We start from the raw sequence: 11,841 nt of genomic DNA, 5'->3' as shown, positions 1-11,841 counted from the left end.
CCGCATAAGTCAGTATGTCCAGTGGCTTCGCCGGCACGACGTCAAAGTTTGCGACAAAACCCAGCCGATCACTCCATTCACGAAAACCCTGGCTATCCGGCGGGGGTGGAAAGCTCACTTCGTAGGGCAAATAAGGTCAATGATGGAATCGTTTGACGGCGCCGCCGCCACTTGAATCTCTTTCCACTGGTTCCATTTCAGGCCGCTTGCCACCTTGTCGGAAAGCACTGCCGCGGTCGCGGAACCCAAGCAATCTGAAAGCCCGGACGAATGGCATAGTTCCGTGAAGAAATCTGCGGTCCGGTAGGACATGAAAATGACGCACTTGATACTCCGCCTGCTTATCAAGTCCTGAGTTGCTTCAGACAGGGTCTGCGCGGGTTCGGCTTTGTAGACGACGACACGTCGAGCCTTGTAGCCCCGACAGACTAGATCTTGCGCGATGTCTGCGGTAACGTTCTGTCCACTCAGGTAGGTGATCGTCCCATCCGTTGGCCTGACTTCTTTCAGGATGAGATGGAGAAGGCTTTTTGCGTCACCGTCTGCTTGAAAGGTCCGCGAGAATCCCGCCTGGCGTAGCGGCGCAGCCGTTCCCGCCCCAACGGCATAGATCGGTGTGGTCGTCTTCAGAAAGCCCGCGTTGACGATATACAAAGATGCAAAGGTGGACGTAACAACGAAAATATCGGCTCCGCGGAACGCGTCTGTGTTCGGGCCTGCCGAAGACACGTTCAAGATCGGTTCAACTGAAACCTTGCATCCTCTTTGTTCCAGACAAGGCCGCATGAGTTCGGCTTGGAAGGATGGTCGCGTGAGCAGAACATGCATGCAGAGTGCGCCTTTCTTTCGGATATTTTCGCTCCACGGGCACTTGGTAACACCAGACCTCTGGTGCCCGGTGCTCCTGTGTTCTGATCATGCCAGCAATCGCGAAGAACGCCAATGAACGAGGTGTCACAGGCCCGCCGATAGTGCGACGTCGAAGTCGATCTGATTGACACAACCAATTTGACTGCCTAACTCTGGAGGTATGTTGGAACATGCAGATCATTATCGTTTTCTTCTGCTGAACCGCCCGCTTCCCCGGGCGGTCTAGGCGCGTTTACGCCTGCTGCACCCCCGGGGCCTCCTCAAGTTTCAATGATGAGCACGCGGCCGCGATGGCCATGGGGGAAGTCATGTCCAATATCCACGAACTTCGGTTTTCTACTTTTGAGAAACGGCTTAACGGTCAAAAATGGCCTCGCGAGTGTTCGCTAGTTCCAGAAACTGACTATAACAGGCTGAAGGCATATCAGAAGCAATGCGATGAGCCACAAGACCGTGCTGAGATTATGCTATCATATATTATTCGACACAAGTTGATGACACTGAAACCGGTCAAGAACCTTTACGCAGCGCATATGGTAACGAACGGTCGTCAATTCCAATACGTTATTGACCAAGGTCCGGTTCAGGATGGCTTGCTCGTCCATCGGGCTCGATGGGGGCAGGGCACGAGGGGCATACCTGCATATTCGATCTTGGGCGTAACCCTCATCGGGATGTTGGTCGGTCAACGTGCGCCCTTGCTGTGCGAAAATGGAGCTATTCGATCCGTTACGGTTTCGCGCGTAATCCAGGCAATCTGAAATCTCCTGACAGACCTGACCCAGACCGACGGGGCCGTCTGCTTCCCGCGCGGCTGCATTTTTTCACATAAGGAGCGGCCACCATGGCACCGCAAGAACTTACACAGTAGCGTAGTCGTCGGACACAAAATCCGAAGATTATCATCAGTGCCGATGATCTTGACCATCTGGAAGCGCTGGCAGAAGGCGGGATAGCGCGCAAAGCCGATCCGGCGGAGCGTGCTGGAAGACCTTGGCCGCGAAAATCCTGCGTACGGCGAAGTTCGCCGGCGAATGTGGCCGCGATCGGAAACAGGGTCACGTATACTGATGAATTATCTGGGAGATAAAGAACCGTGACGCTTGTCTATCCCGAGGATGCAGATATCGCGCAGGCAAGATTTCCGTCATGACGCCGATCGGGGTAGCGCTTCTTGAATCGCCCGAAGGCACATCGTTTCATTAGGACACCCGTGCGGAACAGCGCAGAACGTTAACCATTGAAATCGGTCCCGTAACCTCTCGGAAATAGCGAATCCTGACTGTCGCTCTGTCGTCTCTGGCAGGGAGAGAGCGTTTGTTTCACTCTGCACTGAATATGGTCCACAAGGGAACCGGATATGTCAAAGGTTTCAACTACACGCGTCGACAAGCTCTTGTCTTCGATGGGCTATGGCACACGCAAGGACATCGCGCAGTTGGCACGCTATGGTGGTATTGTCTTCGACCAGGAAGAGATATTGGACGCCGCCGTTCGCATCCCTATCAGTGCGGATCTGCCAAGCCGTATGAATGTCGCGGGAAAGGCGCTCGATCCGCTTGCAGGCATGGTCGTTTTGATGAACAAACCTGTAGGGGTAACCTGTTCGCACAAGGAGGCGGGCGCACTTGTCTATGACATCTTGCCCGCACGTTGGCGGCGCCGCGATCCCGCGATTTCAACCATTGGCCGTTTGGATAAACAAACATCAGGCCTGCTGCTGCTGACCGATGATGGTAACCTTCTGCACCGGATCAGCAGCCCAAAAAATCAGATCAGCAAGGCCTATCGCGCCATACTAGCACGTCCACTCGACGGTAAAGAAATAGCACTGTTTGCGTCGGGTACTCTCACGCTCAAGGGCGAAGACAAACCGCTGGCGCCAGCGGTGCTGGAAATCATATCGGATAACGAAGCCCTGATTACCGTGACGGAAGGCCGATACCATCAGGTTCGCCGTATGTTCGCCGCTGCGGGCAATTTCGTCGAAACCCTTCGACGTGAACGTCTGGGCAATCTTTGCCTGCCAGACAGCCTCGACCCCGGGGAGTGGAGGCTGCTTGGCAAAGAAGAGATCGCCCTGGTCTTCCGATAGTTTCCTGATTGGCTCAGATCACCCCACGCATACGCATCGCTTCGGCAACCTGCATGAAACCGGCGATGTTGGCGCGTAGGACATAGGGTCGACCCATTAATCGGCTTGCGACTACCTTGCCGGCGTAATTCACGCTGCCTGACAGATGAGGGCATGCAACCTTTTCTGGCTGAGCGACGAGCTGATGGCGAGGCTGCGGCCGTTCTTTTCAAAGAGCCATGGCAAACCGCGGGTCGATGATCGGCAGGTCTTGAGCGGTTTAGTCTTTATCAATCGTAATGAATTGCGTTGGTCCGATGCGCCGCCAGAGTATGGCCCGCCGAAGAGCCTCTACTACCGATGGAAGCGCTGGAGCGACATTGGTGTTTTCGCCCGGATGATGGAGGGGCTTGCTTCCGAGGCCGCCGACCGAAAGACAGTGATGATCGACGCCACCTATCCCAAGGCGCACCGCACGGCTTCGAGCCAGCGTTTGAAAAAGGGGGCGTGGCAGGCTGATTGCGCGGAAGAAGGGTGGCATGAACACCAAGTTGCAAACCGTCACGGACGCGAACCGCCGCCCGATCAAGTTCTTCATGACAGCGGGCTAGGTCAGCGACTACACCGGTGTGGCGGCCCTGCTGAGTAGCCTGCCCGAGGCCGAATGGCTGTTGGCCGACTGGTATCGTGAAGCCTTGCAGGACAAGGGCATCAAGCCCTGCATCCCGGGCCGGAAATCCCGAGGCATGCCCGTCAAATATGACAAGCGCCGCTAAAAGCGGCGCAACCGTATCGAGATCATGTTCGGCAAGCTCAAGGACTGGCGCCGCGTTGCGACCCGCTACGACAGGTGCCCGAAGGTCTTTCTGTCCGCCGTAGCCCTCGCCGCAACTGTCATCTTCCAGCTTTGAAAATTAACGATTCTGGAGCCTATGCAACAAATGAATTCTGTCAATTGTCCCTACCAGGGTGCGGCGAAGTGGCACCACTATGAGAGTTGGTTCTCACTGCTGCGCGACAATCGAACCGAGGTCAGCGATCCCCGTTGGCGGGGCATCATCCGTGAGCCTCGTCCGCCTCTGATGGCGTCAGTGCCAGAAAGTCGCAGACTGCGTCTTCCTCTTGATAAACACACGTGGAATGCCGATATCTCAGTCATGACCGTGTTCCGTCTTCATACGAGGTTCCTGCTAAACGCAGGAAACACACTGAACCGCCGGTAGCCCCCGGGCGGGATCAGGCCGCTTGCCGGTCCGCGCCTCGGGGTCTTCTCGATCTCTTACAGATCAGTCGAAGTGGCGAACGCGCCAATCTGGCCGGAAGATCACGCCTGTGCGGGTCGCCCGGCTGACGTGGTGCGTGCGTCTCGGTTCAGTTTTTTCCGTCATGGAGCATGACATGCACCCCCACGTCTTCAAATCCAATACCCATCACTTCCCACCCCCTCGAGCGGCCAGTCCGCGCAAACGCAAGCCCGGAGCATTTCGACGTTGGCTCCGGACCACATTTCTCCAATGGCAACGCCGGAAGATGATCGAAACTCTTCGAGGCATGGACGATCGCCTGCTGCGCGACATCGGGATTGATCGCAGTGATATCCCGCGCGTCGTCAATGGTCTCATGGATCGTGAACTGAGCATGCGTCCATTTTCTTCGAATGTGCAGGTCGATGCGCGGTGGCGCGGCGGCCGAGCGGCATAGTCGGGCCAATTCTCGAGAACCCGCACCACGGTACTACCGTGGTGCGCAGCCTTCGCCGTGTAGTGGCTCTCCATTCAAAGATGAAAAGGAGTGACAAAATGATGATTTGCAAGGCAGATTTCGAAGAACTGTTTCCGGAGCTTTTCAGGCCAAGTGACATGGAGAGGTCGGTCGCTGAGCCGAGCGCCAAATGCCTGGCGCGGTGGGAAGACGATGGTGGTCGCACGACATCGACAAACATCATCCCGCTGCCACACCGCCGGCCGATGCAGGAAGCTCGACGTGGCTTAAACTTCGAGGTGCGTAGTAGGTGACCCCCTGACGTCGAAGTCCGCCTCGTGGGCCTCGTCAACAATTCGCCTTCTTCACCTTTGCGGGATCTGTGCATCCTTGTCCGTTCCAATACCCGCCCGGTCTCGAAGATTGACGGGGTGCTCCCAAAGACTAAGGTCTCCGCATGGTCACGCACGAAAACCTTTTTCGGTTTCTGCTTCTGAACCGCCCGGGTCCCCGGGCGGTCTGCGCATAAGCGCGTCTTCGACCACCCAAGGTTTTCTCACATCCTTGCATCTGAGAACGCGGGCTTTACCGCTCCGGGAGACATATCATGACCATTACCAGGATCACCCACCTGCCTACCGGCAGTGACTTTCGATCGCTCTTTGAACGCTCCGCTGTCGAGACAGGCTTTCTTCTAACTGTCGACGACCGGCTCGGTATTGAGCGCCTGCTCCGCCATCGCGGAACCAGGAATTCGCCAAACCCACCTCTTCTAAATGGGCTGCTGCGCCACAAGCTGCGGATCTCGCGCGGAACTCCCGAGCCGGCCTCGCCTGATCTCGTCGTGGCGGGATCCCATGTCACCTACATGATCAGTGGTGAGGGCGCTCGCAGCGGCGTGCTTTCCATGAATCCCGTACTGGTCCCGGGACATATCCTCGTTGCTTCATTGCTTGGAGCCACCCTGATCGGAATGCGAAAGCTGCAGAAGGTTCCGCTCCTGCGGGACGACGGTCAGATCGGAGTCGTTGTCGTGCTGGATGTGCGTCCGACTCCGGACCACGCCGCGGCCTGATGCTTTGATCCGTCCATGACGGGTCGGGGACTAAGACCACCCATAACTCACTCACACCACAAGCAGATTCAAAGGAAACCACTATGAGCAAACAACGCTCCACCTCTTCCGGCACCGGCCGGAGGCCCAGGGTAGTCATAAGCGCCGACTGCCTGGGAAGGCTCGAGGCACTTGCCGAGGGCGCGATCCAGCGTAATCCGGACCTTGCCGACCGGCTGCTCGGCGAAATCGGCCAGGCTCGTATCGTTCCGGCGTCGAAACTCCCGAAGAACGTGGTAGCGATCGGTCGTGCGGTCACATATCGCGACGAAACGACCGGCCAGGAAAAAACTGTAGCGCTAGTCTATCCCGAAGACGCCGACATCGCATGCGGGCGGATCTCGATCCTGACACCGATCGGGGTTGCCCTGATCGGACTGGCAGAGGGCGCATCGCTCCACTGGGATACCAGGGATGGAAAGCGGCGGGTTCTTACCGTGCTCCACGTCGCGTCCCAGGATGCCCCCGAAGGTCTGGAGGCACAATGAACGGACATTCCCTGGGCGCTGCCGAAGCCCATGCTCTGCCCGGAAGGAGCCGCTCGATGCGCTGACGAAGCCACGCCACTCCTTCCGGGATATCGGCAATCGCCGCTTCGGCGTCTTTTCTTCCTGTTGAAAGAGGGGCTCATGAATCGTCACCTTCCGCTTGCCTGCCCGTCCTGCAAGGCGTCGCTTCCCCGGGCTGCCGCCCATCGGTGTCCCAGCTGTCGGCACATTCTCGGGGGCAATACCCCCACTATCCGAATTGCCTGTCGTCTTTGTGGCTCCGCCGTCGAGCGACATGCCGGCGCTGCCGTGACCTGCCTCCTGTGCCGGTCTCGCCGACCATCGCGGCACCAGAAACAGGGCTACTGACATGAGACTTCTCTCTTATCTCCGTCGGCTGATGTGGCCTTCCGTTCTGCTTCTTGTCGCCGCCGGTCTGGTATTCTTCGACCAGGTTCTTGAGCGGATACGATTATGGGAAGCAATCGCGCAACGTCCCGCCACTCAAGGCCGATTTTGTCCCATGTCGTTCCTGACGATGGATGATGTCAACTATTTCGACGGGCTGATCGTCATCTACGAACTGAGCAATGTCGCGCTAATGCACGAGATTTATATCGAAAACTATCTCGCTTCGACGGAAAAATACGGCGTGTGACCTGCCACGGGATTTTTCCTCCACCATCGATTAGAGTCCGACCCAACTTGAGGACGGACAATGAAGCGAACGAGATTCACGGACGAGCAGATCATCGGCATCCTGGCCGAACACGAGGCAGGCGCGAAGTGCGCGGACTTGTGCCGCAAGCACGGCATGTCGGAAGGGACCTTCTATAACTGGAAGGCGAAGTTCGGCGGCATGACGGTGCCGGAGGCAAAGCGGCTGAAGACGCTCGAAGACGAGAACGCCAAGCTGAAGAAGCTGCTGGCCGAGCAGATGCTGGACCTGGCGGCGATGAAGGAACTGGTTTCAAAAAAGTGGTAACGCCTGCCTTGAAGCGCGAGGCGGTCGCGCATCTGAAGGCCCAGTTCGGGCTCTCGGAACGGCGGGCGTGCCGGATTGCCGGGGCGGATCGCAAGATGGTCCGCTACCAGACGCAGCGTGCGCCGGACACGGTGCTGCGCGGGCGGTTGCGGGAGCTGGCCAACGAGCGTCGGCGGTTCGGCTATCGGCGGCTCTTCGTGCTGCTGCGGCGCGAGGGAGAAGCCTCGGGGATCAACCGGATCTACCGGCTCTACCGCGAAGAAGGCCTGACGGTGCGCAAACGAAAGGCACGGCGCAAGGCTATCGGGACGCGAGCCCCGATCCTGGTCGAGGCGCGGCCCAATGCCCGCTGGTCGCTGGGTTTCGCTACGCGGACCTTCGGTTCGTCCACGACCAGTTCGCCAGCGGCCAGCGCTTCCGAGTGCTCAACGTGGTCGACGATGTTACCCGGGAGTGCCTCGCCGCCATCCCGGACACTTCGATTTCGGGGCGCCGGGTGGCGCGCGAACTGACGGCTCTGATCGAGCGCCGCGGCAAGCCGGGAATGATCGTCAGCGACAACGGCACGGAACTGACCTCGAATGCCATCCTGCGGTGGTGTTCCGAGCACCGGATCGAATGGCACTACATCGCGCCGGGCAAGCCGATGCGAGACACGGTTTCGTGGAGAGTTTCATGTATAGACGGCCCCGCGGGCGCAAGTGTTTTGAACGTGATCTTCATCGACCGGTGCGTTCATGTATTCGGCCTGTTCCCGCAGCCTTATACATGACTGCTGGTCCTGATGGTGTCCGCGGATCGAGGCCTCATCAACGGGACGCGTTTTGGCGCGCTTAAAACTCTTTGGGCTTTCTCGATCCTCAGCTCTGCCGATTTGCCATCACGCTGTTATTGCACTTGTGCCATCTCATTGTTCGTTAGTTTGTTGATCCTTCACGGCTGAGCGCTCCGGAACACTTCTCCGGTAGAGAGCATCGCCCATATCGTCCGCGCCAGCTTGTTTGCGACCGCGACAGCAACAACCATGGGTCGGCGCCGCTCCAGCAAAGCCTCGATCCACGGACCATCTACGCGGGAGCGGGCCTTTGGATACCGCACCACAGTGCGCGCTCCCAGGACCAGCAGATGGCGAAGATACCGGTCACCTTGTTTGGTGATTCCACCGAGCCTGTGTTTGCCCCCCGATGAGTTTTGTCGCGGCGTCAGTCCAAGCCAGGCAGCAAACTCCCGCCCTGATCGAAACGCCGAGGGGTCTGGGATAGTCGCTGCAAAGGCCGTCGCGGTAATCGGCCCGATCCCCGGTATGGTCGCAAGCAAGCGACAGATAGAATTGGTTTTGTGGATCTCCGCCAACCGGATGTCTATACTATCGATCTGCCGATTCAGCGCATCCAGTTGCCCGACGAGAGCATCCAAAGCGAAGTACGCATCCTCCGGTAGATCCTCTCGTAGCTCGTCCAGCTTTGCGACGAGGGCATCGACCCGGTGCCTACCCTGTGGGACGATAACTCCATACTCAGCCAAATGCGCCCGGAAAGCACAAGCTGCCATCGTTCTCTGTCGGACCAGAAGCCCTCGGGCTCTGTGCAGCATCAGAAATGCCTGATCTTCGCGCGATTTGATCGGGACAAAGCGCATGTTGGGACGGGTAACCGCTTCACAAATGGCAGCCGCATCAGTGGCGTCATTCTTCGCGCCCCGTCGCACGAAGGGTTTTACGTAACCTGGAGGAATGAGACGAACGTCATGGCCGACCCTCTGCAACTGCCGAGCCCAGTTGTGGGCAGTTGCACACGCCTCAATGCCAATCAGGCAAAGGGGTAGTGATTCGAAGTAAGGCATAAGCTCACGACGCGTAAGTCGCTTGCTGTCGAGCGTTCTGCCGGACGCGTCGGCGACATGGACGTGAAACACGTTCTTGGCCAGATCAAGGCCCACGGTAGCTGGGTTCATGGGAATGCTCCTTCTGCAAAGTAGGACCAGTATACGGTCCCTTCTCAGGAGCGGGGCCGTCTTCCCCATCAACGGGCGGATGCGGGACGAGTTGCTCAACGAGACCATGTTCCGCAATCTGGCCCATGCGCGGATCGTGATCGCCGCCTGGGCTGCCGACTACAATACCGAACGCCCGCACTCGGCCTTGGACTACCAGACACCGGCTGACTACGCGCGGGCCCTGACCTCCGCAATCGCCCGCCCCGCTGCGCGAAATGCTGGATTCGCGATCGTCTCGATTGTACGCTCGATCATAACGCGTAGTTTGCCAAGGGCTAATGGGATGAACTGCCTTCCCACCAACCTGCTGCTATCATTGCGGGCGTAGGTGGAGAGATGAGCATCTGATGGACATCAAGGTTGGGTCGGAGTCTAATCGATGGTCGAGGTTAAGTCCCGTGGAAGATATTTCGTTCTCGATCAGGCCACCTATTCCACATCACGGATATAAAGAGCACCGCTATGAAACACGGAGCTTTTGCTAGGGGCTTCTTCGTTATTTCTGTAGACATTTGATCAGCGCTGCTATGGTCAAAACCACCAATACCAGAATTAGAAGGCCGAAAAGCCAACCGATCACCATTTCGAAACTCATTTCATTTTCCATGTCACTCGAGTCCACTGTTTCGTTCTCATGATCGTCGGTCGACGCGCGGGGACGCACCCGGCTATTCGGGACTGACGTCGGCGGGGCGCACTAATCTGGTGCGAACTCCACCGCGAATGAGGGCGGAGACGAGAATATCCCGATGCCGCGCCCGTCGTTGTCTTCCATCACGCTGGGATCTCTCGAACGGCTTTTTGGTGTGCGGTCAGCACAGCGGATGAAATACGCGGTGCCTCGAGTGAGAGCCGGCGTCACAGTTCGAGCGTGCGTCGAATGGCACCCACTCCCCACAGCAGCAGGCCAGTGGTTAGCGCGCTGATCCCAACGCTGTGCGCCCATGGCCCCGCAATGCCCGTGTCGCCGAAGGTGAAGAGGGTGATTCCGGCCAACGAAAGCCCGAGCCCAGCCATGAGGCGACACTCTCCCGGGGTCGGGCACGGCCTTCGCCCGTCATTGCTCTCATCCTTCGGCGCGGCGGGTTCGCTCCCCGTCACGCTGTTCGCTCCGTTCAAATCGCTGTTTCTCATGGCCTTACGAACCTCCTTTCGAGACACTCTTTCAGCGCGACGTCAGTCGCATAGATCCACAACGCGGGTCGGGCGGGCGGCGAATTCTGACCAATTCGCGGCTTCGAAGGTTGCCCACCGGTCCGGGGCGTGTCGGAGCCTGCGGCGGAGTTCGAGGCTCGGCGCAGATTTCGGACTCGTCAGGCCCCGGCAACTTCTCCCACGCCACGCATTGCGGCCAGACGCGATCCACGAGAGGCTGTCGACTGCCGGAAACCCCTCCGGCCCGGTAAGCTCGTCTAATTCATATGCCGGTGATCTTCCGGTTGTCCGCGAGATGCGCGGGTTCAAGTGTCGCGCGATTCATCATATTGGGAAAGCGAATATAAATGCGATATGATATTTGAAAATACGATGCATGGGGCCTCTATGAACATTGAACATGCCCGAACTTTCCTTGCCGTCGCTGATACCGGCAGCTTCGTCGCGGCCGCCGAAAGGCTTCACGTTACCCAGTCAACCGTGAGCGCCCGCATCCGGACACTCGAAGATCAGTTAGGCACCAGACTTTTCACTCGCAACAAGGCCGGCGCGGCGCTGACTGCGGGCGGTGGCCGGTTCTTGAAGCATGCAGCGCAGATGGTGCGAGCCCTCGAACGCGCGCGGCACGACGTCGGCCTGCCTGGACAATTCCGCGCGCGTGTCGTCATCGGGGCTCGCTTCGGCCTGTGGGAAGGGCTGATGATGCACTGGTTCGCCAATATCCAGCGGTCCCATCCTAGGGTTTCGTTTCATTCCGAAATCGGCTTCGAGCCGGAACTGATGCAGGCGCTGGTCGACGGGCGGATGGATATCGGAGTTATGTTCACCCCGCAGCGCCGGCCGATGCTCGAGCTCCTACCATTGCTTACTGAACAGCTGGTGCTTGTCTCCACCGAACCGACCGCTAGCATGCAGCCTGACGGCTATATCCATGTCGAGTGGGGCCCGGAATTCGACAATCAGTTCCGCGCTGGCTTTCCGGAGTTTCCCGGTCCTGCACTCTCGGCCAATATCGCCTGGCTCGGCCTTCAATATCTCAAGTTCAATGGAGGCAGCGGCTATTTTCCCCGGCGTCTGGTCGAACACCAGATCGATAGCGGCGCCCTGTTCCCGGTGCCCGGTGCGCCGGTGTTCGAATTGCCGGCGTGGATCGTGATCCGCGAGGATCGCAACAAAGCGCTTGTTGATCCGATGGTCCAGAGTTTGATGGCTGGCCTTGATGCGCCTTGATCTGCGATCAATTTCCGCTCTTGTCCTTTCCCAGCGGCCTGTCGCTCGCGTTCGGTATCCTGCTGGAACATTCCCGATCGGTCACCTCGCGTTCGGGCTCGCTGCGTAGTGCTTTCGCGGGATCGAAAAAACTCCTTCCGGCAAGGTTTCGTCCGCCCTTTGGTCGATCGAACCGAGTATGTCTGTCAGAGGCTTCATGCCGCGACCGAGGGTCCATAACTGATCGTTA

The 11,841-nt window shown here is 58.3% G+C and carries 9 protein-coding genes and 3 pseudogenes; 10 read left to right on the top strand and 2 right to left on the bottom strand.

Features of this window, described 5'->3' with window-relative positions; genetic code table 11:
• Positions 1-114: 114 nt before the first annotated feature.
• Positions 115-828, bottom strand: a complete 714-nt coding sequence (locus DEM26_RS16240) for a uroporphyrinogen-III synthase (RefSeq protein ID WP_088736248.1) — start codon at positions 826-828, stop codon at positions 115-117.
• 940 nt (positions 829-1,768) lie between these two features.
• Between DEM26_RS16240 and DEM26_RS20965 the strand changes: the two genes are divergently transcribed.
• The 8 genes and pseudogenes from DEM26_RS20965 to DEM26_RS16200 form a co-directional block, all read left to right on the top strand.
• The gene (locus DEM26_RS20965; RefSeq protein ID WP_441351182.1) at positions 1,769-1,960 is read left to right on the top strand and encodes a hypothetical protein; all 192 of its coding nucleotides are present in this window, start codon (positions 1,769-1,771) and stop codon (positions 1,958-1,960) included.
• 270 nt (positions 1,961-2,230) lie between these two features.
• Positions 2,231-2,965: a 16S rRNA pseudouridine(516) synthase gene (locus DEM26_RS16230; protein ID WP_088736246.1), complete on the top strand. Its 735-nt coding sequence runs from the start codon at positions 2,231-2,233 to the stop codon at positions 2,963-2,965.
• A 145-nt stretch (positions 2,966-3,110) separates the two neighbouring features.
• Positions 3,111-3,855: pseudogene (locus DEM26_RS16225) on the top strand (IS5 family transposase).
• A gap of 475 nt (positions 3,856-4,330) precedes the next feature.
• On the top strand, positions 4,331-4,645 hold the full coding sequence (locus tag DEM26_RS20820; RefSeq protein ID WP_346394599.1) for a DUF1127 domain-containing protein: 315 nt from the start codon (positions 4,331-4,333) through the stop codon (positions 4,643-4,645).
• A gap of 607 nt (positions 4,646-5,252) precedes the next feature.
• Positions 5,253-5,720 carry a hypothetical protein gene (locus DEM26_RS16210; RefSeq protein WP_088736243.1) on the top strand — a complete coding sequence of 156 codons (468 nt, stop codon included), beginning with the start codon at positions 5,253-5,255 and terminating at the stop codon, positions 5,718-5,720.
• 83 nt (positions 5,721-5,803) lie between these two features.
• Entirely contained in the window at positions 5,804-6,247 is a 444-nt protein-coding gene (gene rnk, locus DEM26_RS16205; protein ID WP_088736242.1) for a nucleoside diphosphate kinase regulator, read from the top strand.
• A gap of 370 nt (positions 6,248-6,617) precedes the next feature.
• A complete protein-coding gene (locus tag DEM26_RS20230) occupies positions 6,618-6,905 on the top strand; it encodes a hypothetical protein (RefSeq protein ID WP_146194474.1) in 288 nt (95 codons plus the stop codon).
• Between the two features lie 60 nt (positions 6,906-6,965).
• Positions 6,966-7,907 (top strand): annotated as a pseudogene (locus DEM26_RS16200) (IS3 family transposase); the annotation flags it as partial.
• 258 nt (positions 7,908-8,165) lie between these two features.
• Here DEM26_RS16200 and DEM26_RS16195 read toward each other — a convergent pair.
• Positions 8,166-9,185, bottom strand: coding sequence for an IS110 family transposase (locus tag DEM26_RS16195; protein ID WP_088736241.1), 1,020 nt, complete (start codon positions 9,183-9,185; stop codon positions 8,166-8,168).
• Between the two features lie 58 nt (positions 9,186-9,243).
• On the opposite strand from DEM26_RS16195, the pseudogene DEM26_RS20705 reads away from it, so the two are divergent.
• Both DEM26_RS20705 and DEM26_RS16180 read left to right on the top strand, forming a co-directional pair.
• Positions 9,244-9,555, top strand: a pseudogene (locus DEM26_RS20705) (integrase core domain-containing protein); the annotation flags it as partial.
• A gap of 1,214 nt (positions 9,556-10,769) precedes the next feature.
• Complete coding sequence (locus tag DEM26_RS16180; protein ID WP_088736251.1) at positions 10,770-11,612, top strand: LysR family transcriptional regulator; 843 nt, start codon at positions 10,770-10,772, stop codon at positions 11,610-11,612.
• Positions 11,613-11,841: the final 229 nt, after the last annotated feature.

This window comes from Thioclava sp. NG1, from assembly GCF_003122275.1.
GTDB classification, from domain to species: Bacteria; Pseudomonadota; Alphaproteobacteria; order Rhodobacterales; family Rhodobacteraceae; genus Thioclava; species Thioclava nitratireducens.
Note: the sequence above shows the minus strand (reverse complement) of the source record. Positions and strands in the feature narration are given on the sequence as shown.

What these genes read in the sequence shown, in the direction of transcription:
- DEM26_RS16240 (WP_088736248.1), bottom strand. Translation starts at nt 828, where the DNA reads ATGCATGTTCTGCTCACGCGACCATCCTTCCAAGCCGAACTCATGCGG.
- DEM26_RS16230 (WP_088736246.1), top strand. Translation starts at nt 2,231, where the DNA reads ATGTCAAAGGTTTCAACTACACGCGTCGACAAGCTCTTGTCTTCGATG.
- DEM26_RS20820 (WP_346394599.1), top strand. Translation starts at nt 4,331, where the DNA reads ATGGAGCATGACATGCACCCCCACGTCTTCAAATCCAATACCCATCAC.
- DEM26_RS16210 (WP_088736243.1), top strand. Translation starts at nt 5,253, where the DNA reads ATGACCATTACCAGGATCACCCACCTGCCTACCGGCAGTGACTTTCGA.
- rnk (WP_088736242.1), top strand. Translation starts at nt 5,804, where the DNA reads ATGAGCAAACAACGCTCCACCTCTTCCGGCACCGGCCGGAGGCCCAGG.
- DEM26_RS20230 (WP_146194474.1), top strand. Translation starts at nt 6,618, where the DNA reads ATGAGACTTCTCTCTTATCTCCGTCGGCTGATGTGGCCTTCCGTTCTG.
- DEM26_RS16195 (WP_088736241.1), bottom strand. Translation starts at nt 9,185, where the DNA reads ATGAACCCAGCTACCGTGGGCCTTGATCTGGCCAAGAACGTGTTTCAC.
- DEM26_RS16180 (WP_088736251.1), top strand. Translation starts at nt 10,770, where the DNA reads ATGAACATTGAACATGCCCGAACTTTCCTTGCCGTCGCTGATACCGGC.